Annotated in this window: 19 protein-coding genes and 1 tRNA gene; 12 read left to right on the top strand and 8 right to left on the bottom strand. The window is 68.3% G+C overall.

Annotated features, from left to right (window positions below; translation table 11 throughout):
- Nucleotide 1: 1 nt before the first annotated feature.
- A complete protein-coding gene (locus EAX62_RS04545) occupies nt 2–622 on the bottom strand; it encodes a signal peptidase I (protein WP_147454007.1) in 621 nt (206 codons plus the stop codon).
- An 11-nt stretch (nt 623–633) separates the two neighbouring features.
- Complete coding sequence (locus EAX62_RS04540) at nt 634–1,062, bottom strand: hypothetical protein (protein ID WP_121900422.1); 429 nt, start codon at nt 1,060–1,062, stop codon at nt 634–636.
- 452 nt (nt 1,063–1,514) lie between these two features.
- Here EAX62_RS04540 and EAX62_RS04535 point away from each other — a divergent pair.
- Nucleotides 1,515–1,602 (top strand) — tRNA-Ser (locus tag EAX62_RS04535).
- A 66-nt stretch (nt 1,603–1,668) separates the two neighbouring features.
- Here EAX62_RS04535 and EAX62_RS04530 read toward each other — a convergent pair.
- From EAX62_RS04530 to EAX62_RS04520, 3 genes are all read right to left on the bottom strand, one after another.
- Entirely contained in the window at nt 1,669–2,355 is a 687-nt protein-coding gene (locus EAX62_RS04530; RefSeq protein ID WP_121900421.1) for a hypothetical protein, read from the bottom strand.
- Nucleotides 2,356–3,018: 663 nt separating this feature from the next.
- A complete protein-coding gene (locus EAX62_RS04525; protein WP_121900420.1) occupies nt 3,019–3,900 on the bottom strand; it encodes a class C sortase in 882 nt (293 codons plus the stop codon).
- Nucleotides 3,901–4,164: 264 nt separating this feature from the next.
- On the bottom strand, nt 4,165–4,395 hold the full coding sequence (locus EAX62_RS04520; protein ID WP_121900419.1) for a hypothetical protein: 231 nt from the start codon (nt 4,393–4,395) through the stop codon (nt 4,165–4,167).
- A 267-nt stretch (nt 4,396–4,662) separates the two neighbouring features.
- On the opposite strand from EAX62_RS04520, the gene EAX62_RS04515 reads away from it, so the two are divergent.
- The 5 genes from EAX62_RS04515 to EAX62_RS04495 all read left to right on the top strand — a co-directional run bounded on the left by EAX62_RS04515 (nt 4,663) and on the right by EAX62_RS04495 (nt 8,408).
- Nucleotides 4,663–5,580 carry an SDR family oxidoreductase gene (locus EAX62_RS04515; protein ID WP_121900418.1) on the top strand — a complete coding sequence of 306 codons (918 nt, stop codon included), beginning with the start codon at nt 4,663–4,665 and terminating at the stop codon, nt 5,578–5,580.
- Between the two features lie 43 nt (nt 5,581–5,623).
- Complete coding sequence (locus EAX62_RS04510; RefSeq protein WP_199711115.1) at nt 5,624–6,037, top strand: DoxX family protein; 414 nt, start codon at nt 5,624–5,626, stop codon at nt 6,035–6,037.
- A gap of 156 nt (nt 6,038–6,193) precedes the next feature.
- Nucleotides 6,194–7,045: an alpha/beta fold hydrolase gene (locus tag EAX62_RS04505; RefSeq protein ID WP_147454006.1), complete on the top strand. Its 852-nt coding sequence runs from the start codon at nt 6,194–6,196 to the stop codon at nt 7,043–7,045.
- A complete protein-coding gene (locus EAX62_RS04500) occupies nt 7,033–7,785 on the top strand; it encodes an esterase/lipase family protein (RefSeq protein ID WP_121900416.1) in 753 nt (250 codons plus the stop codon). The genes EAX62_RS04505 and EAX62_RS04500 overlap by 13 nt, the downstream gene beginning before the upstream one ends.
- The gene (locus EAX62_RS04495) at nt 7,782–8,408 is read left to right on the top strand and encodes a 2'-5' RNA ligase family protein (RefSeq protein ID WP_121900415.1); all 627 of its coding nucleotides are present in this window, start codon (nt 7,782–7,784) and stop codon (nt 8,406–8,408) included. Before EAX62_RS04500 ends, EAX62_RS04495 begins: the two co-directional genes overlap by 4 nt.
- Nucleotides 8,409–8,466: 58 nt before the next feature.
- On the opposite strand, the gene EAX62_RS04490 is transcribed toward EAX62_RS04495, so the two are convergent.
- From EAX62_RS04490 to cobT, 3 genes are read right to left on the bottom strand one after another with little or no spacing between them, the layout of a single operon-like run.
- Nucleotides 8,467–9,306, bottom strand: coding sequence for an adenosylcobinamide-GDP ribazoletransferase (locus tag EAX62_RS04490; protein ID WP_233557809.1), 840 nt, complete (start codon nt 9,304–9,306; stop codon nt 8,467–8,469).
- A complete protein-coding gene (gene cobU, locus EAX62_RS04485; RefSeq protein ID WP_233557808.1) occupies nt 9,273–9,908 on the bottom strand; it encodes a bifunctional adenosylcobinamide kinase/adenosylcobinamide-phosphate guanylyltransferase in 636 nt (211 codons plus the stop codon). Before cobU ends, EAX62_RS04490 begins: the two co-directional genes overlap by 34 nt.
- Nucleotides 9,909–9,910: 2 nt before the next feature.
- A complete protein-coding gene (gene cobT / locus EAX62_RS04480; protein ID WP_147454005.1) occupies nt 9,911–11,524 on the bottom strand; it encodes a nicotinate-nucleotide--dimethylbenzimidazole phosphoribosyltransferase in 1,614 nt (537 codons plus the stop codon).
- An 81-nt stretch (nt 11,525–11,605) separates the two neighbouring features.
- On the opposite strand from cobT, the gene EAX62_RS04475 reads away from it, so the two are divergent.
- The 6 genes from EAX62_RS04475 to EAX62_RS04450 all read left to right on the top strand — a co-directional run bounded on the left by EAX62_RS04475 (nt 11,606) and on the right by EAX62_RS04450 (nt 19,889).
- On the top strand, nt 11,606–12,571 hold the full coding sequence (locus EAX62_RS04475) for a class I SAM-dependent methyltransferase (RefSeq protein ID WP_158600521.1): 966 nt from the start codon (nt 11,606–11,608) through the stop codon (nt 12,569–12,571).
- Between the two features lie 230 nt (nt 12,572–12,801).
- Entirely contained in the window at nt 12,802–14,145 is a 1,344-nt protein-coding gene (locus tag EAX62_RS04470) for a S1C family serine protease (RefSeq protein ID WP_233557807.1), read from the top strand.
- A 99-nt stretch (nt 14,146–14,244) separates the two neighbouring features.
- Nucleotides 14,245–15,111, top strand: coding sequence for a phosphoserine phosphatase SerB (gene serB / locus EAX62_RS04465; protein WP_121900412.1), 867 nt, complete (start codon nt 14,245–14,247; stop codon nt 15,109–15,111).
- Between the two features lie 82 nt (nt 15,112–15,193).
- A complete protein-coding gene (locus EAX62_RS04460; RefSeq protein ID WP_121900411.1) occupies nt 15,194–16,708 on the top strand; it encodes an acetyl-CoA hydrolase/transferase family protein in 1,515 nt (504 codons plus the stop codon).
- A 239-nt stretch (nt 16,709–16,947) separates the two neighbouring features.
- A complete protein-coding gene (locus tag EAX62_RS04455) occupies nt 16,948–18,153 on the top strand; it encodes a M20 metallopeptidase family protein (protein WP_233557806.1) in 1,206 nt (401 codons plus the stop codon).
- A 134-nt stretch (nt 18,154–18,287) separates the two neighbouring features.
- Nucleotides 18,288–19,889 carry an MFS transporter gene (locus EAX62_RS04450; protein WP_233557805.1) on the top strand — a complete coding sequence of 534 codons (1,602 nt, stop codon included), beginning with the start codon at nt 18,288–18,290 and terminating at the stop codon, nt 19,887–19,889.
- Nucleotides 19,890–19,907 lie beyond the last annotated feature (18 nt).

The raw sequence follows: 19,907 nt of genomic DNA, 5'->3' as shown, positions 1-19,907 counted from the left end.
TCTAGTCCGTCTCATGAGTGGGCTTGGTGGTGGGCGCCCCATTCTGCGGCTTCGGCCTCGATGGCCACAACACGACCAGGACGGCGAAGCCCACCACTGCCCCCAACATCAGTCCACTCGACCCGTTGAACGCGCCCCCAATCCGGGGTACGCGCAACGTGGCCTCGCCCACGATGTCGGTTGTACTGAACCGCCACGGGTCCACCGAGGGATTGTTGTCCCCCTGTGTGGTGAACACGGGCTGCACGCCGCTGTCGTCGACAGCGATGATGCGGTGGATGACACGCCCCCCGGCGCCATCCTGCCCCTCCGGAACCTTGTACGAGACGACATCCCCCACCGCGTACGACGAATGCCGCAGGGTGAGGACCATGTCATTGTTCTCGTACGCCGGCTCCATGGAGTGGCCGTTGACGACCGTGATGCCTGTGAGTCCCCCCCACGTCGCAGGCCAGATGGCCACGACAAGCATCACGAGCAGCATCCAGCCGAGGACCTTACGGACCCCCCCACGGGTCCTCGGCTGTTGCTGCTCCGCATGACGAGGAGAACTCGCGACAGTGTCAGACTCGGCGCCCCCCGACGCGTTGTCCGCCACTGGGCGAAGGATCTCCTGGGTCATGGGATCGACGATCAATCAGTCTCGTCGGCGATGGTGGTGACGTTTCCGCCGTTGATGACCACCGACGCGTTCGCGACGTCATGGGCTGTGACGACCTTGCCCGGCTTCTCGAACGACGTGGCGCCGTCGGTACTGTTGTACTCACCGAGCACGTCGCCGGAAGCATCCGTGAGGGTGACGCGAACGGTCGCCTTCTCCGGGATCTTCTCCTCCGTGGAGATGGGCGCCAGTGCAATTGACGAGACGACATACGCCTGGTCCTTGGCACTGAATTCCGTGCTCCAGTTCAGGGCGACGCCCTTGCTGACCGGCGCGGACACCTTGTTGCTGTTGGCGCCCACGGAGTCCGTCTGAAGGCCACCCAGTGTGGCAGCCGACACGGTCACTGCGGCAAATGCTGCGGCTGCGCCGACAATCGCGACAACCTTACGTTTGGACACAGAGAACTTCGCTTCCTTCATTGTTTTCCCCCCCGGGAAATGAATGCCTGAGGCATTGCGTACAGCGCGGCTCCGAGTGGAATGTCCCGGGGTTCCAGATCTGCTGATCGGGTCCCACAGGTTGTCGCGCTGGGATCATTTAAACACCAAAGGTTGATTGATGCAACTCCCAAAGTTGATTTCTTGTGAATTGGCTTGACATTGACGCAGTGTTGTGTCGCATATATTTTCTGCAGATACTTCCTGGTTCCGGTTAATATCCGCAGGTGATGGACAATGGCGTTGCCTCATCGCCTTTTGGGGCGCTGTGGCCACCGATCCGCACGTCGGCGCGACGTCGACGTCCCCACGTCCGCCTGGAATGACCGGGCAGTGCATCCTCCTGGACACTTCCGCCCTGGCCGGCTGCGCCCGTTTGGTCCCCCGGCTCCATCTTGGGTAGCATGTGCGACGGAGGATTCGCCTAGTGGCCTATGGCGCTCGCTTGGAAAGCGGGTTGGGTGCAAGCCCTCACGAGTTCGAATCTCGTATCCTCCGCCAGCAGGACCAGGAAGCCCCCGACATCGCATCGGGGGCTTTCTGCATGTCTGGGCCCGAGTACGGTGCTCACAAGCTCAAGAGGCCGATCATCACGACGACGTAGACGATCATGAGCAGGACGTAGAGCGATCCACCCACGATGGTGAGGATGCCCATCACCTTGCCGATGATGTGACCCGTCTTCAGGTTTCCCGCGTAGGCGAACGGCGCACCGCTCTCGATCTCCCGCTTGGCTTTGGCGCCCATGTACCAGGCAACGAAGGACAGCACCGGAACAGCGATGCTGACAGCCCCCAGCACCAGCACGGTCGTGGCCTGAGGGTGCTCCGCGCGGACCATCATGTAGGGGCCCTGTGCCCCGTACGGGCCCACCGGCATCAGGGGCGATGACTGTTGCGTGTACGGCAACGGGTAGGGAGGTGGTTGCTGCTCCGGCTGCCGCGCGGCCCCGTGGTACGGATCGGGGGCCATCGTTCTCTGCTGCAGAACGGGCGAAGGCCCAGGGTTCCAGGGGGCCTGGTCTGTCGGGTACGGGGCCGAATCGGACCAGTTCTGCGCCGTCGGATAGAGGTCAACGATGGGCAATGTGTCCTCCGGTACCGCGGAGGCACTGAACGGGGAACCTCCTGCCGGGATGGTGACATCCGGCCCAAGTCCCTCCAGCGGCATCGTCCGCTCGTCCCCGAACGGGGCGACGCCGTCGGGCTGCTCACACGCGGGCGGCGGCTCGCGGTACTCGTCAGATTGCTCCATTGCCCACTCCGATGATCGTCATCACACCTTCGTCCATCATCTCAGACCGCGCCACGTCGTCGTCCTCCGTACGCCCCCCGGCACACGACTGGGGTCAGCGGCGCGTGGCCTCTCCTCGTGTCATCCCTGACCCCGCGGCGAACCACTCGATCTGCGGAGCGTGGGCAGACAAAAGGGCCGCCCCCCGGTGGGGGGCGGCCCGATCCGTCCGACGAGTGGTAGCGGGGGGGAAACCTACATCGTCCGACGCCCACGCTGACCAGCGGCCAGGAGCAGGGAACCTGGGGTTGCCAACACAATGCTGGGGATGAGGATCTGGATGGCACCCGTGTTGGGCTGCATGCCACCGTTGCCACGCCTCGAAGGGCCGCGCCATCCTCGGCGAAGTGATCCCCACAAAGCGTCCGACACCATCCCCCTGAAGTGTCAGCAATCAAGGAAAACCATAGCGGCGACTCCCAAAGTTGTCACATTTGTCCCCGAGGTCATCTTCGATCCTCCGCGAAGCCGCTAGGAGTCACAACAATTAGTCATTGTCGTTATTGACGAGGCGCCAGAGCATGTCCTCACCCTGCGATGCGATGGTCCCGGCGTGCAGAAACTCCTCGACTGCGCAGGAGCAGCAAGGGCTCAGCCAAGGGGTTTGCGTCGGATGGACGCCTCTCAGTTCCCTGTCGGGGCATCCAGCAGCCGCCGCGGCGTCGACCTGGTGGCGAACACGGCGAAGCTGAAGAAGACCCCCGCACCCAGGCCCACGGCCCACCAGGGGAACCCGGCGACGACGCCGTCGCCCGGAACCCAGAATCCGGGCTCAGTCTCGACCAGAGGAGGCGGGATCCGGGTCCCCCTCACCAACAGTCTGTGGGTATTGATGCCGATGGGGGTGCACGTGATGAGGGTGATGTAGTCCTCGTTGGCCACAATCTTGAGCGACTCGGTCTGGTTGGGCAGGACCGTCAGGATCTGGTCCACCCGGTAGTAGTGCGGCTCCCCCAGGACATCCACGGAGAACACGTCCCCCAGTGCCGTCTTCTTGGGCATGTTGGAGAACAGCGTGGCGTGCACGAGGCCGGAGTGCGACGTGAGCACCGAGTGGGTGCCCGGCCCTCCGACCGGGAGGGACGAGCCGTACAGGTGCCCCACGCCCTTGGCCAGCACATCCTCGCCCGTCCCGTGGTAGATCGGGAGGTCAACACCGACGCCCTCGTAGACCAGACTTCCAATCACACCATTGGCGCTGGCCTCCAGCATGCGCTCATAGGCGGCGTACGCTGCGCCCTCCTCCTCCGCGCTGATTTCACCGGCGTAGGGGTCCCGCAGAGGACCCTGCGGCATGCGGGAGTTGTAGTCATTGGCGATGTCCAGAAGGTCCCGCCGCACCTCGGGTGCCACCTTTTCGACGGCCTGCACGTAACCGGACGTCTCGGAGTTGTGCTGCCTGGAGGAAAACCAGTCGGCAGCCGTCGGATACAGCAGAAGCACGACACCGAGGATGATGACGGCCTGCATCAGCACACGATCCCGCGTGACCGGTGCCAGGCGCATGACGTGACTCCTACAAAGGAAGTGGGCGGGTGGTGGTGAGTGGCTGTCGTGAGCCATCTTGCGGTGCAAGCGTCGCCATGCCAAATATGTCGGCGCGGTGCGCGCCTCCTCCGGGGGCAACACCCCAGCGGCGATGGGCACGCCGCAGCGTCGGACCACACCGGTGCCCTGGCGGGCGTCCGCGCCCGGACACAACAATGGGCGGGCGCACCAGCACCCGCCCACGTTGGAAGGGCTGTGGATCACCCCTCTGGATTCACTGGGTCAGCTCGGGTCGTGCTCCTCCAGCTTGAGCGCGACGCCGAGCGCGAAGAACGTCGGAGCCCACTCGCCCACGTACAGCCCCCAGCGGTCGGACTGGGCCTTGCTCTCCGGGTGGTTCTTGGACGCCTTGCGGGAGATGAAGTAGGACAGGACGCTGAGCCCGATGGAGGCGAAGCCGCCAATGTAGGCGTGCTCGCTACGGATACCCATGCCGGACAGTGTCTTGATCACGATCTTTGCTCCTTCCAGAGGATGGCCGGGCGCCAACCACTTTTGATTCTACGAACGAAAGAGTTCATCTCGTCGGAATCGTGACAAAGCGACGCCCGACGGCGCCCTGCCGTCCCGGCCACCCCTCGGTGCTGCCCAGCCGGTATTCGCCGACCCCGTGGGACACCCCATCCAAACGGGTGGGGTGGCAAACTGTCACGGGTTTGTGCCCTGGACGCGGTCATAGTCTGGAATGCCAAACACTGCATCGCAGAGGAGACACGCCCCATGGCCCACGACGACGCCCACACCGAGACCGATCAGTTGGTGTTCCAGAACCCGGTCACCCGCTACCCCTCCATCGAGCCCCCCAAGCAGGACCAGCCGGAGCCGGGTCTGGACGCAGACCTCGAACCGAAGACGGATCGCGGCGAGTTCTCATACCGCGGCACTGGCCGCCTCGAGGGACGGCGTGCGCTCATCACAGGTGCGGACTCCGGCATCGGGGCAGCCGTGGCCATCGCCTTCGCGAAGGAGGGCGCCGACGTGGCCCTCAACTACCTCCCCGCCGAGGAGGAGGACGCCCAATGGGTCAAGGGTGTCATCGAGAAAGCCGGCCGGACGGCTGTGCTGCTGCCCGGCGACCTCACCGACAGGACGGTCTGCGAAAACCTCGCGGACAAGGCAGCAGAGGGGCTCGGCGGCCTCGACATCCTCGTCAACAATGCAGGCAAACAGATCTCGCAGGACAGCATCGAGGACATCACCGACGAGCAGTTCACCGACACGTTCACGGTCAACATCATCGCCATGTTCCGCATCACCAAGGCCGCACTGAAGCACATGCCCGCAGGGTCGTCGATCATCAACACCACGTCGATCCAGGCGTACAACCCGTCGCCCACCCTGCTCGACTACGCGTCCACGAAGGCAGCCATCAACAACTTCACCAAGGGCCTGGCGCAGCAACTGGCACCGAAGGGCATCCGCGTGAACGCGGTCGCCCCGGGACCGTTCTGGACGCCGCTGCAGGTCAGCGACGGCCAGCCGAAGGAGAAACTGCCGAAGTTCGGCAAGGACACCCCGCTGGGCCGCGCCGGACAACCCACCGAACTGGCTCCTGCGTATGTTTTTCTCGCCTCTCCCGAGTCGAGCTACGTGGTGGGCGAGACACTGAACGTCAACGGCGGCACACCCACCCCGTGACAGCCCGTGCGGCGACGCGTCGCCGCAAGAAGGAGCCAGCACGATGACTGACGAACAGCCGACGAGCGACAAGACGGCACTGACTCTGGCGGCGGTGAACGCCGCCGCCGGTGTGATGCACTTCGCGAAACCCGAAGTGTTCGACGGCCTCATCCCCGGCTGGCTCCCGGGCAAGCCCCGCACCTGGACCCACGCCTCCGGTGTTGCGGAACTGGCGACGTCGGCACTCATGTTCAACCCGGGCACCCGCAGGCTCGGCGGCCTCATGGCCGCCGGGCTGTACGCGGCGGTGTGGCCGGGGAACATGCAGATGGTGGCGAACTGGCGCAACAAGCCGTGGCCCATGCAGGCCATTGCCTGGGCGCGCCTGCCGCTGCAGGTGTGGCTCCTGAAGCAGGCCTGGAGCGTCGCACAGGACGACGGCGGCGCCAGAGGTGGTCTGAGGCTGCGTCGTTGAGGACCCCCACGACGAAGGGCGCCGCCGTGAGTAGCCGCGCGACCAAGGAGTCGGCGTATCGAAAGAAGCTCACGTATCGAAGGACCACCCGCACCGACCTGAGCCAGCGAGGATCATCGCTCACTCGTGGTTTTCCGGGTGTGCAACGATCGTGACATGCACGCTGCGGAGGAATTGTCGGAGTTCACGGAGACCGCCCTCACCGTTCGCGGCATGGACGTGCGGGTGTTCGAGTCCGACCTGGTCACCGGGCCCGCGTTCGTCCTCATCCATGGGTTCGGGGTCTCGTCGCGCTACTTCGGTCCGCTCGCCAGGGAACTCAGCAAGTACGGCCGCGTCCTCGTGCTCGACCTGCCGGGGTTCGGTAAGACCCACGACCCGGATCACGCTCTCCGGCTCCCGGGGTTCGCCCACGTGGTGAACGAGGTCATCCGCACACTCGACGTCGTGGAACCTGTTCTCGTGGGCCATTCCATGGGGACGCAAGTGGCCGTCGAGGCCCTCCTTCGGGCACCGGGCCTGTCCCGAGCCGCGGTGCTGGCCGCACCCGTGGTCAACGATCGCGAACGCCGCGCCGGTCTGCTGATGTGGCGCTTCGTCGAGTCCGCAGTCAAGGAGCCGCCTGCATCGGCCTGGGACTCGATTCGCGGTTTCCTCCATTCAGGCCCGCGGTGGCTGTTGCGCGACTTCGGCCCCATGCTCACCTACCGCATCGAGGATCGCGTCCCCGATATCGCCGTGCCCATCACGGTGGTGGGTGGGGTTGGCGACCACATCGCTCCCCCAGACTGGTGCCGTCGCCTCGCTGAGCGTTGCACCAACGGCAACGTCGTCATCGTCGAGGGTGCCGCCCACCAGATGATCCACACCAGCGCTTCCCAGGTGGCAGAAGTGGCCCTGGACCTCGCGAAGTCCGGCGTACAACGTCCCACGAAGACCGGCGAAGGGGAACAGGTTCGACGCTCCCCCGGAGCCAAGCCTCCCGGACTGCCGCCGTGCGGCGACTGAGGGAACTCGCGGGTCAGGTCACCGACGCCGTCCTGGACGTCGGCCACGCCGGGCTGGCGCAGACCAGGGCCGGTTGGGCCTGGTTCCGACGCCACGGCGGATTCCCCATCGGCACTGCTGACTGCGCACCCATCCCCGTGGTGCTGCTCCCCGGAATCCTGGAACGATGGATCTACATGGCACCCATGGGCAGGTTCCTGGCGTCGCAGGGGCACCCCGTCCACGTCGTCGCCACCCTGGGCTGGAACATCTCCTCCCTGGAGGACTCTGTGGAGCGGTGCCTGCAGTTCTTCTCCGACAAGGACATCCACGGCGCTGTACTCGTGGCGCATTCCAAGGGGGGTCTCATCGGCAAGTCGCTGCTCCTTGACCCGCGGCTGGGCGACGGGGCCGTCGGCCTCGTGGCAGTGGCCACCCCCTTCGCCGGCTCCACGCTCGGCGGGCCGTTGCAGCGCCTGCCCTTCCTGCAGCGCTCCCCTCTCGGCCTGTTCACCCCCACCAACCTGGAGCTCGGACGGCTCTCGGAGGAACGCGACGTCAACAGCCGGATCGTGTCCCTGGCACCGGCGTGGGACCAGATGATTCCCGGCGGCTCCCGCCTCGAGGGGGCCACGAACGTCCTGTTGGAGGGCCGCGGCCACTTCCGGCCCGTTGATGACCCGGCCGTCTGGGGGCAGGTGCACACCCACGTGCACGATGTGGCGGAGCTCGCGTCGGGGAGCGGGCACGCACCCTCATGACCCCCTTCACCCACACCATCTCCTGCCAGGACCGGGACTTCCCGGAGTGGCACGGCGGACGCACCCACGCGCTGGTGTGGGCGCTGGAACTCCGGCAGCCGGACGTGGGGGACGTTGTCACGTCGGCCCGGGCGCGCCTGGATGGCCTGCTGCTGCCCCGCTACGAGAGGCAGCCCCACGTCACGGTCGCCTTCGGCGGGTTGGCGGGGGACGACGGGCTGGCCGGATACGGCGGCGAGCGGTTGGCCAACGACCTGAGCAGCCTGCGTCCACTACTGGAGGGGCCCCTGGAAGTGAGCGCGACCGGGTGGGGCAGCTTCCCGATGGTGCCGTACCTCGCCGTCGAATCGCCGTGGCTCCCCCGTGCCCATCAGTTGCTGGACCACGGCGCCACCGAACACGGCATGACCTACCTGCCGCACGTCACGCTCGGTCACTGGGCCGGAGAGTGGCGGCGGGACGACGTGCTGGACCGCCTGGACGCACCACTGCCCACAAGGTCCTGGAGCGTGGGTGAACTCTCGTTGCTGCGCTACGAGACCCACGACATCGCGGGCCGCCTCGAACCCGTGGGCAGGCTGGACCTCACCCATGGCACCTGGAGGACCGTGCTCGACGGCTGAGCCCCATCGCCCCGCCGGGTCGGGACGGGTCGGTTCGGGTCGGGTCGGGCGACCCTGATCAGAAAATGGAAACGACGCCGAAGCCGACTGCGGCCGTGACGAGGAAGACCACCTGGGTCACCTCGATGATGGAGCCGAACGTGTCGCCCGTCAGGCCACCGAGCCGACGCGCCAGATACCTGCGCCACACCCAACCCACGACGAGCGCCAACGCCCCGGCGACGAAGAACACCGTCGCCCCACCCGCCCCGGCGACACCCCACCCCGCGGCCACGGCGACCGCCAGGGCGGCGACGCATCCCCCCACGGCCATGGCCGTGGAGGTGACGCCGTGGAACAACGCCCCGAACCCCTCGGTCCGGGCGCCCCCGTTGGCGCTGGTGGTGGAACTGAGGACGGCCACGCGTCCCGCGACGACGGCCAGCGCCAACGCCACCGGGCCAGCCACCAGGGATGCCGTGGTCATGATGCGGGAGATGGCCGCGACGTCGGCCAGCAGCACGAAGAGCAGCGTGACGACCCCCATGGGGCCGATGTCGGAGCGTCGCATGATCTCCAGCGCCCGCGCCGCCGGTGCGCGGGACCCGAGCCCGTCGGCGGTGTCCGCGACGCCGTCGAGGTGGAGGGCTCCGGTCAGCGCGGCGAGGGTCGCGAGGCCAAGAACAGCGCCCAGCAGCGGCCCTCCCAGTGCACCGACGCCCCACGCGACTCCACCCGCGAGCAGCCCCAGCACCAGGCCCACCACGGGGAACCATGCCATGGCGCGGCCCGCGAGCCGGCGGTCGATGGTGGCCACCGACGGCATGGGGATGGTGGTGAACAGCCCCAGCGACACAGCCAGCGGGTGCGGGATCCGCGCCACGGTCACCGCCACCTGCGTCCGAAGCCGCCTACGCACAGCCACAACTCGTCGCAGGCCGCGGCCACGCGGGCGTTGAGACGGCCGAGTTCGTCGCGGTACATCCGACCCGAGGCCGTGGCGGGCACCACCCCGGAGCCCACCTCATTGCTGACGAGGATCACCTCGCGAGACGTGGTGCCGAGGGCGTCGACGAGGTCATCGACCCGTTGCTCCAGCGCGGGGCGCCACACCGCCTCGTCGGCCTGCCATGCGTCGACGTCGTCCAGGGTGCGGGACAGCCACAGGGCAAGGCAGTCCACCAGCACCGGCGCCTCATCGGGGTCGCGCACCACGGCGGCCACATCGAGGGTCTCCAGCGTGCGCCAGCTGCCGGGTCGGCGGCTGCGGTGCAGGGCCACGCGGTCCTGCCACTCGGGATCGTCGTCGTCTACCAGCGACGTGGCGACGTAGTCCACCACGGTCCTGTCGCGGAGCTGTGCTTCGGCCCAGGAGGACTTGCCGGAGCGCGCGCCACCCAGCACCAGTGCGGTGCCGTGCCCTCGTTCCATCGGCTCCACCCGTACACGTCTGGACAGTGCCGTCAGCAGGGCGGTGGCCAGTTCGTCATCCTCGGGCACGTCGACGCGAAACTCCGCCACGGTCAGCTCCCGGCCTCGATGCCGGCCTCGGCGAACGTGGCCATCTCGGCCATGATGCGCGCAGCGGCCTGCACCATCGGCAACGCCACGGCCGCCCCCGACCCCTCACCCAGGCGCATGCCGAGGTCGACGAGGGGCTGCAGGCCCAGGTGGGCCAGAGCGGTCCGGATCCCGGGTTCGGCGCCGGCGTGGCCGGAGACAAGGTAGTCGCGGACGGCGGGGGCGAACGCGGCTGCCACGCACGCGGCGGAGCAGGCGATGACACCGTCGAGGACCACCGGCACCCGGTGTGCGGCACCCGCCAGGATGAAACCGGCCAGGGCTGCGTGCTCCAGCCCACCGATGGCAGCCAGCGTCCCGAGCGGATCGTCCGTCTGCGGCTGGTGGAGTTTCAGCCCCCGTTCGATGACCTGGGTCTTGACGGACAACATCTGGTCGTCGGCTCCGGCGCCGCGACCCGTCACGAGTGCCGGGCGCGTCCGGGTGAACACGGCGATGAGGGCGCTGGCCGGTGTGGTGTTGCCGATGCCCATCTCACCCGTCAGGAGGCACCGGGCGCCGCCGGCGATGGCCTCCTCGGCGGCCTCGATGCCCACAGCCAGTGCGGCGCGGGCCTCGTCGCGCGTCATGGCGGGCTCGACGGTGAAGTCGTGGGTGCCACGGGCCACCACACGGTTCCGGATGGCCGGATGGGCGGGGTGGTCGGTGGCGACGCCGACGTCGGTCACCAGCAGGGACGCCCCCACCTGCCGGGCCAGCGCGTTGATGGCGGCGCCTCCTCCGGCGATGTTCATCACCATGGAGGCCGTCACCTCCTGCGGCCACGGGCTGACGCCCTGCGCGCAGACACCGTGGTCGCCCGCGAACAGGCCGATCACGGCCGGCTCGGGGATCGGTGCCGGGCACCGGCCCGCCATGGCGGAGAGCCGGTTGGCCAGTACCTCCAGGGCGCCGAGGCTGCCCGGCGGCTTGGTGAGCTGCGCCTGGCGCTGCTCCGCCTCCGCCAGGGCGACGGCGGACGCGGGCTGCACGGCCGCGATGGTGCGCGCCAGGACGTCATCGGTGTCAGCACCCAGGGACACGGTGTGCACGGAGCCGGTGCCGAAGCCCGACCAGTCGACGTCACGGTGGCCTTTTCCCTCCAGCACCGCCAGCAGGACGCGCAGGGCGTCGCCGTGGGAGACGAGCGCCACCTCGTCGTCGTCGCCGAACTCCTCACGCAGCGCCGCCACCAGGGCACGCATCCGCTCATGGACGTCGGCGATCGACTCGCCACCACCCCAGCGGACCTCGCTGATGTCCATCCCGTCGGGGACCGGCTGCTCCGTCATCTCGGAGGCAAGCCTGCCCTCGAGGTCGCCCAGACTCTGCTCCCGCAGCAGCGGGGTGGCGCGGACCGTCAGGTCGTGACGGGCCACGACGACGCCGGCGGTCTGCAACGCCCGCAGCTGGTCGCTGGACCAGAGCGCCGTCAGGGGCCTGTCCACCAGTTCGGCGGCCGCGTGGGCCGCCTCGATGAACCCTGTCTCGGTGAGAGGCACGTCCATCGTCTGTCCCTGCAGCCGCCCCTCCACGTTCCACATGGTCTGGCCGTGTCGTACAAGATGGAGGATCACAGCTGGGAGTCTAGGCCCGGGGCTCTCGGGCTCCGTCGCCGGGATCACGTCCGGGCGCCCGGGTGTGGGACGATCGGTCCCATGGACCCGATTGACGAGATGATCCTTGCCGAAACCCCTGATGTAGCGGGTGCCGTCGCAGTCATCGACGCCCCCGGCCTCGTGGAGCACGCCCTGGAGCGCAGCGACGACGTCCGCGTCTGGTGCGACGACTGGCGGGACGCGCAACTCGTCGACCCTGCCCTTCTGGTGGAGCACCCCTCCGACCTGTCCGGCGTCGACCTGGCCTGGGCGCACCTGCCCAAGTCGCTGGGCGCACTCGACGAGCAGGCCGCCAGCGTCCAGGGCGCCGACGACGTCACCTTCCTGGCGGGTGGCCGGGTCAAACACATGAACCTGTCCATGAACGAGGTGCTGGGCAAGCACTTCGTGGCGGTCTCCGCGAGCCTCGGGCGCAGGAAGTCGCGGGTCCTGCGGGCCTTCGGCCCCAACAACCTCCCCTCCGACTGGCCCAAGGCGCGCCACCACGATGACCTGAACCTCGTCGTGACTGCCCACGGCGCCACCTTCAGCGGCACCAAGGTGGACCCCGGCACCCGGCTGCTGTTGAGCAAGCTGAAGGTGGAGGGCGACACGGTCCTGGACTTCGGCTCCGGCAACGGCGTGATCAGCGCCTTCCTCAACCGTCGTGGCCACCGGATGCTGGCCCGCGACGTGTCCTGGTCCGCCGTGGCGTCGACGCTGGAGACGGCCGCCGCCAACGACCTGAGCGTCGAGGCAAGCTGGGGGGTCGGCCTGGACGGGTACGCCGACGGCAGCATCAACGCCATCGTCACCAACCCTCCGTTCCACCAGGGAACCACGAAGGACTCCTCGGACACCCTCGCCATGTTCGACGACGCCGCCCGCGTCCTGACCCCCGGCGGCCAGCTGTGGTGCGTCTACAACTCGCACCTGCCCTACCGCAAGGAACTGAACGTGCGCCTTGGCCGCACCAACGTCGTCGTCCAGGACAGGCAGTACACCGTCACGCTCACCACCATCTGAGCCGTAGCGCAGGGGCCCTTCAGCTGTGGTGACCCTCCGGGGCACGACGCTCGCACTCGCGGTCGCTTCAGGGGAACGGGCACCAGGCAGGCGCGCAGCTGTCGCAGCGACTCCGGATGCTCATCGGCGCCGCGTGGTCGACCCACAGGAAGTGATCAGCCCGCACACAGGAGACACACAGCTTACGGGGGTTCATTGGTCCTATCAGCCACGCAGCCCTGGAGGATCTGATGAGCAACGAACCGACCAACCCCCGTCCCAGCTTCACCCACCCGCAGCAGCCGCAGAACATGCAGCCGGGCATGCAGCCCCAGCAGTCGCAGAATCTGCAGCCGGGAATGCAGCCGCAGCAGTCCGGTTCCTGGTCGGGTGGCGGCCCCGGGGCCACGACCGGCCCTGCCATGCCGGCCGCCTACGGCCCCACGGCACCCAACGCCTCCTACGGTGCTCCGCAGGTGTTCGCACCCCGCCCCGCGAAGCGGCGCGCCGGGATCGCCGGACTGTTGGCAGTGGCCGTGCTGTCCGCCGGCATCGGGGGAGGTGCCGCACTCACCGTCGACCGTTGGGGTGGAGGCACAGACAGCGGCACGGCCGCAGCGTCGTCGTCCTCCCAGGTGGTGCAGGCAGATCCCAGCAACCCGAACTGGGCCGCGGTGGCCAGTTCCGTGTCCGACGCCGTCGTCGCCATCCAGGTGAGCAACGGCCAGGGCGGCGACCAGGGTTCCGGCGTCATCCTCGACGAGCAGGGCCACATCGTCACCAACAACCACGTCATCGAAGGTGCGGGGGCCGGTGCGCAGATCGCCGTCCTCATCAACAACCAGATGTTCAAGGCAAAGGTGGTCGGTACCGACCCCTCCACCGACCTGGCCGTCATCAAGATCGACAGCCCCCCGTCGGGGCTGAAGACCGTGAGCTTCGCCGACTCCTCGAAGCTGGTGGTGGGTGAACCCGTCATGGCGATCGGCAACCCCCTGGGACTGTCCGACACCGTGACAACGGGCATCGTCTCCGCCCTCAACCGACCCGTCACCACCAAGGCGGCCTCCACCACAGTCGGGGACTCCAGCAACGGCGTCGTCGTCACCGCGGCAATCCAGACCAGCGCCGCCATCAACCCGGGCAACTCGGGTGGTGCGCTGCTGAACGCCTCGGGTGAACTGGTGGGGATCACCAGCTCCATCGCCTCCCTCTCCAGCGGCTCCGGCGGACAGTCCGGCAGCATCGGGATCGGGTTCGCCATCGGGTCCGACCAGGTCCGCTACATCGCCGACCAACTCATCGCGACAGGTACCGCCAAGCACGCCCAGCTGGGAGTCAGCGCCCGCGACGTCACCGACAGTGCCCAGCTCGGCGCCCAGGTGGCCGAAGTGGTGAAGGGTTCGGCCGCGGCCGACGCCGGCATCGAGGTGGGAGACGTCATCACAGCCGTGGGCGGTGTCGACGTGAACTCCTCCGAGTCCCTCGTGGCCCTCATCCGCAGCGCGGAGGTGGGACAGCAACTCGAACTCAGCGTCCAGCGTGGGGGCGCCGAGAAGTCGGTGGCGGTCACCCTCGGCAGCGCCGACAGCTGATCCCCCACCCACACCCACAGGTTCGTGAACATTTCCGTCGGCCGTCCGACGGGAATGTTCACGAACCTTCGTCGTTGAAGGCCCGGTAGCCTTCGGGCCATGCAGATCCGCGTCGTCCTCGTGTCCCCCGCGCCCATCTCCGACGACCTGGTGGCGCTCGCCTCCCAGCCCGGTGAACCCCGGATGCTCGGCACCGACTACGGGCACGTCATCAGCGTCCTGCGCGAACACGACGACCCCGACACCCTGCGGCAGCAACTCCGCGACACCGCCGGGCAGGACGTGGCCGTGGCCGTCATCACCGGTCCCCTCGCGACCTCACCGGCCGGGCTCATCCTCCTCGACGTCGACTCCACATTCACCACCACCGAAGCCGTCGACCTCCTTGCCGAATACGCCGGGGCCGGCGAGCGGGTGGCCGAGATCACAGAGCGGGCCATGCGCGGGGAGATGGACTTCACCGCGTCGTTGAGGGAACGGGTGGCCACCCTGGCGGGCCTGCCCACGAGCGTCCTCGACGAGGTGGGTCCCCGGATGACCCTGGCCCCCGGCGCCGAGGCGCTGGTCGCCGCCGCGCAGGCCGCGGGAGTCAGGGTGGGTGTGACCTCAGGCGGCTTCACCCAGCTCGTCGGCCCCATGGCGCAGCGTCATGGCCTCGACTTCTCCAACGCCAACGAACTCGGCACCCACGTCGTCGATGGCGTGGAATACCTGACCGGCACGGTGGTGGGACCCATCGTGGACCGCGACCAGAAGGCACGCGACCTCGTCCGCTTCGCCGCCGCCCATGGTGTGGATCCGGACCTGACTGTCGCGGTCGGGGACGGCGCCAACGACCTCGCCATGCTGAGTGCCGCCGGTCTCGGGGTGGCGTACTGCGCCAAACCCCTCACCGCCCGCCAGGCCGATGTGGCCATCACCTTCCCGCGGCTCGACGCCGTCGCCGCTTTCGCGCTGCTTCGCTGAGTGTTTGTGGGGGCCTCCCTGCCCCTGGAACGGTGCCACCCGATAGCCTTGCCCCCGTATTGCAATCTTCCAAGGAGGAAAGATGTCGGGTCGCATTCACAACGAAGCACTGCGTTCCAAGGTCATGTCGGCACCGGACGCGGCTGCTCTCGTCAGGAATGGCTGGAACATCGGGTTTTCGGGTTTCACCGGAGCGGGATATCCCAAGGACTTCCCCGAGGCGCTGGCAGGCCGGATCGACGCCGCGCATCACCAGGGTGAAGAGTTCAAGGTCAACGTCCTGACGGGGGCGTCCACTGCACCCGAACTCGACGGTGCGCTGGCCCGCACGGGGGGTATCAACTTCCGTGCGCCCTACCAGTCGGACCCGGAGATGCGTTCCGCCATCAACAAGGGCATCAGCTACTACTCCGACATCCACCTCTCCCACATGGGCCCCCAGGTGTCACAGGGCTTCCTCGGAAAGATGGACCTCGCTGTCATCGAGGTCACGGCCATCACGGAGGACGGCGAACTCATCCCGAGCTCGTCCGTGGGCATGAACCGGACCTACCTCGACTACGCCGACAAGGTGATCCTCGAGGTCAACGAGTGGCAGTCCGAGGAACTCCGCGGGATGCACGACATCTACTACCCCATCGGTGCCCTGCCGCCGAACCGGGTGCCGCTGCCCATCCTCACGCCCTCGGACCGCATCGGTCAGCTGACCCTGAAGGTGGATCCCGAGAAGATCATTGCGATCATCGTGACGGACAGCCCCGACCGCAACACCCCGTTCAAGCCGCTCGATCACGACTCGAAGGCCATCGCCGGCCACCTGCTGGACTTCCTGTCCAACGAGGTGAAGCAGGGCCGCATGCCGAAGAACCTGCTGCCGATGCAGTCGGGCGTGGGCAACATCGCCAACGCAGTGCTCGCCGGCCTACTCGAGGGCCCGTTCGAGAACATGACCTCCTACACCGAGGTCATCCAGGACGGCATGGTGGATCTGCTGGACTCCGGCAAGATGAGGGTGGCGTCCGCCACTGCCTTCTCGCTGAGCCCCACGGCTGCCGAGCGTCTGAACAACAACGCCAAGGACTACCGCGACAAGATTATCCTGCGCCCCCAGGACGTGTCCAACCACCCGGAGGCCATCCGTCGCATGGGTGTCATCGCGTGCAACGGCATGATCGAGGCCGACATCTACGGCAACGTGAACTCCACCCACGTGATGGGCTCGCGGATGCAGAACGGTATCGGCGGCTCCGGAGACTTCACCCGCAACGGCTACTTCTCCAGCTTCGTGACGCCGTCGACGGCCAAGGGCGGTGCGATCTCCTGCATCGTGCCCATGGTCAACCACGTCGACCACACCGAGCACGACGTGTCGGTGATCATCACGGAGCAGGGCCTCGCCGACCTCCGTGGCCTGGCTCCCCGCCAGCGCGCGAAGCTCATCATCGAGAACTGCGCGCACCCGAGCTTCAAGGAGCCGCTGCGCGAGTACGTGAAGCTCGCGGAGAAGGTGGCCAACGGCCTCCACACCCCGCACGACCTCGAGTCGGCCCTGAGCTGGCACATCCGCTTCCTCAAGACGGGCACGATGGTCAGCTGACGATCTGAACCAGTCGAAGGCGCCGCATCCTGCAAGAGGATGCGGCGCCTTTCGCGTGCAACAAGACGAAGGACTCCCGACACGTCGGGGACCCCTCGATACAGCGCCATTAGTCCTCCATGGACGGCACTCAGGGAACACAAACGGCTACCCCAGCCCTCCCCCATGCGCGGCACTCAGCGAACGGGAGGAACGGCCGGCTCGGGGTGCCGGTCGGGCCGGCATGCCAGACTGGGGCCGTGACTACACAGGACTTTCTCCAGAGCATCAACGGCGAACTCGTGGCCCTGCGCCGCGACCTGCACCAGATCCCCGAGGTGGGCCTCGACCTGCCCCAGACCCAGGCACGCATCCTCCAGGCCCTCGACGGCCTCCCCCTGGAGATCACGCTCGGCAAGAGTGTCAGCAGCGTCGTCGGCATCCTCCGCGGCGGCAGGCAGAGCGAGGGCAAGCGCGACGTCGTCCTGCTGCGCGGCGACATGGACGCCCTCCCCGTGGAGGAGCTGACCGGCCTGGACTACGCCTCCACGAACGGCAACATGCACGCCTGCGGCCACGACCTCCACATGAGCCTGCTCGTGGGGGCGGCACGTGCGCTGTGCGAGATGAAGGACGACCTCGCCGGCGACGTCATCTTCATGTTCCAGCCCGGAGAGGAGGGCGTCGACGGCTGCCGCTACATGCTCGAGGAGGGCCTCCTCGACATCGCCGGCCCCCGCCCCACGGCCGCCTACGCCATCCACGTCTGGTCCTCGCTGGACCCGCTCGGCACGTTCTCCACGAAGCCGGGGCCGGTCATGGCATCCTCCGACGTGGCACGCGTCAGGGTGGTGGGGCGCGGCGGGCACGGCTCGGCACCGCACCTGGCGAAGGACCCCGTCCCCGCACTCGCAGAAATGGTCACGGCCACCCACTCGCTCGTGACACGTGGCTTCGACGTCTTCGACCCCGTCGTGGTCACGGTGGGCCGCCTGTCGGCGGGCACCATCGCCAACGTCATCCCCGAAGAGGGCAGCTTCGACGCCACCCTGCGCACGTTCTCCGACGCCGCCCACACCACACTGCTGGCCGAGTTGCCGAAGATGGTCGACGGCATCGCCGCGGCGCACGGCGTCACGGCACACTACGACCTCCTCGAGCAGTACCCCGTCACCGTGAACGACGCAGACCACGCGGACCTCGTGGCCGAGACCGCCACACGACTGTTCGGCGAGGACCGCCACCTGCGGTGGAAAGCCCCCCTGGCCGGCGCCGAGGACTTCTCCCGCATCCTCGAAGAGGTGCCGGGCTGCTTCATCGGCCTGTCCGCCTGCCCCGCCGACCTCGACCCCGCCACCGCGCCGTTCAACCACTCCGCCTACGCCCGCTTCGACGACGCGGTGGTGGCCGACGGCGCGCTGCTGCTCGCGGATCTGGCAGCGACGCACCTGTCCCCGGGCGCGTAGCCGCAGCGCCTCCGCGGCACTCCTGACCGCGGAGCCCCGCTGCGGGCAGGCTGCGGAACACTCCCGGCCCGGGCCTATCATCTGTCAATAGTGTCCGCGCAACCGCGGCCCGCTCCCGGGAGGAGATGGTTCCTGTGGGAACTCCGTCACGCCGTGGAGGGACTCCGCTGCCCGCCCTGGGAACCGTCGCGATGGGCTCAGCAGCAGGCCGATGGATCCTTCTGGTGTCCATCCTCGGCTCCGGGCTTGCGGGCATCGACGCCACCGTGGTCAACGTGGCACTTCCCGCCATTGGCGGGTCGTTGGGGGCCGGGTTCACGGGCCTCCAGTGGACCGTTACCGCCTACACGCTGACACTTGCGGCCTTCATCCTCCTGGGCGGCTCCCTGGCCGACAGGTTCGGGCGCCGCAGAATGTTCATCGTGGGGGTCGTGTGGTTCGCGGCCGCGTCCATGCTGTGCGGGCTGGCACCCGGCATCGGGACCCTCATCGCCGCCCGCACCCTGCAGGGCATCGGCGGGGCACTCCTGACCCCCGGCAGCCTGGCCATCCTCCAGGCGACCTTCGCCCCCGGTGACCGTGCCAAGGCCATCGGGGCGTGGTCCGGCCTCAGCGGGGTCGCCACCGCCATCGGCCCCTTCCTCGGCGGCTGGCTCGTCGAACACGCATCCTGGCGATGGGTGTTCCTCATCAACGCCCCCGTGGCGGCCCTCGTGGTGTTCCTGGCGCTGCGCTACGTCCCCGAGTCGCGGGACCCGGCGGCAGCGCCCCGTCTGGACATCGCGGGTGCCGCCCTCGGCGTCGTGGCGCTGGGCGGGATCACCTACGGACTGCTGGAGCAGCCGTCCCAGGGCATCACGGCACTGCCCGTGCTGGGCGCGTTGGTGCTGGGGGTGGCCGCGGGTGTCGCCTTCGGCGTGGTGGAGTGGCGCAGCACGAGCCCCATGGTGCCCCTCGACATCTTCCGCTCCCGCCAGTTCACCGCCGCCAACCTGGTGACGTTCACCGTCTACGGCGGCTTCGGCGCGGTGTTCTTCCTGCTCATCATCCAACTGCAGGTGGTCAGCGGCTTCAGCCCCCTGGCCGCCGGGGTGTCCATCCTCCCCATCACCTTCATCATGTTGGCGCTGTCGTCGGCCTCCGGCGCGCTGGCGTACCGGATCGGCCCGCGCCTGCAGATGAGCGTCGGGCCGGCGGTGTGCGCGCTGGGGCTGGTGCTGATGTTGCGCATCGGCCCGGACGCCTCGTACGTGGCCGACGTCCTCCCGGGCGTGGCCGTGTTCGGCCTGGGCCTGGCCATCATGGTGGCACCGCTGACCGCCACGGCCCTGTCGTCGGCGCCCGTGGATCGCGCCGGCCTCGCCTCCGGCGTCAACAACGCCGTGGCCCGCGCCGCGGGGCTCCTGGCCATCGCCGTGCTGCCCGCCTTCGCGGGTCTCGGTGGCGACGACTACACCCGCCCCGAGGCGTTCAACGCGGGGTTCGACCGTGCCATGTGGGGGGCCGTTGCCGTCCTGCTGGTGGGGGCCGCCATCGCTGCCATCAGCATCTCCAACCACGCACTCGACGAGGCCGGACACACGCCCGGGGAGCCGGGGGAAGCCCTCAGGGACGTCGCCCGGATCCACACGTCACCGCACCCGCACCCGCAGGTGATCGCCAGCCACTGCGCCGTCGCCGCGCCACCCCAACTCATCGACTGCGGTGAGGGCGCCGACGACACCAGCCATCGCTGAACCGGCCCAGCCGCGGGC

Source organism: Tessaracoccus antarcticus (assembly GCF_003688855.1).
Taxonomy (GTDB): domain Bacteria; phylum Actinomycetota; class Actinomycetes; order Propionibacteriales; family Propionibacteriaceae; genus Arachnia; species Arachnia antarctica.
This window is presented reverse-complemented; position numbering and strand designations above follow the sequence as displayed.

Excerpts from the sequence above, each read along its gene's own strand:
- EAX62_RS04530 (WP_121900421.1), bottom strand. The coding sequence starts at position 2,355 with ATGGAGCAATCTGACGAGTACCGCGAGCCGCCGCCCGCGTGTGAGCAG.
- EAX62_RS04460 (WP_121900411.1), top strand. The coding sequence starts at position 15,194 with ATGTCGGGTCGCATTCACAACGAAGCACTGCGTTCCAAGGTCATGTCG.
- EAX62_RS04525 (WP_121900420.1), bottom strand. The coding sequence starts at position 3,900 with ATGCGCCTGGCACCGGTCACGCGGGATCGTGTGCTGATGCAGGCCGTC.
- EAX62_RS04495 (WP_121900415.1), top strand. The coding sequence starts at position 7,782 with ATGACCCCCTTCACCCACACCATCTCCTGCCAGGACCGGGACTTCCCG.
- EAX62_RS04545 (WP_147454007.1), bottom strand. The coding sequence starts at position 622 with ATGACCCAGGAGATCCTTCGCCCAGTGGCGGACAACGCGTCGGGGGGC.
- EAX62_RS04510 (WP_199711115.1), top strand. The coding sequence starts at position 5,624 with ATGACTGACGAACAGCCGACGAGCGACAAGACGGCACTGACTCTGGCG.
- EAX62_RS04505 (WP_147454006.1), top strand. The coding sequence starts at position 6,194 with ATGCACGCTGCGGAGGAATTGTCGGAGTTCACGGAGACCGCCCTCACC.
- EAX62_RS04515 (WP_121900418.1), top strand. The coding sequence starts at position 4,663 with ATGGCCCACGACGACGCCCACACCGAGACCGATCAGTTGGTGTTCCAG.
- serB (WP_121900412.1), top strand. The coding sequence starts at position 14,245 with ATGCAGATCCGCGTCGTCCTCGTGTCCCCCGCGCCCATCTCCGACGAC.
- EAX62_RS04475 (WP_158600521.1), top strand. The coding sequence starts at position 11,606 with ATGGACCCGATTGACGAGATGATCCTTGCCGAAACCCCTGATGTAGCG.
- EAX62_RS04470 (WP_233557807.1), top strand. The coding sequence starts at position 12,802 with ATGAGCAACGAACCGACCAACCCCCGTCCCAGCTTCACCCACCCGCAG.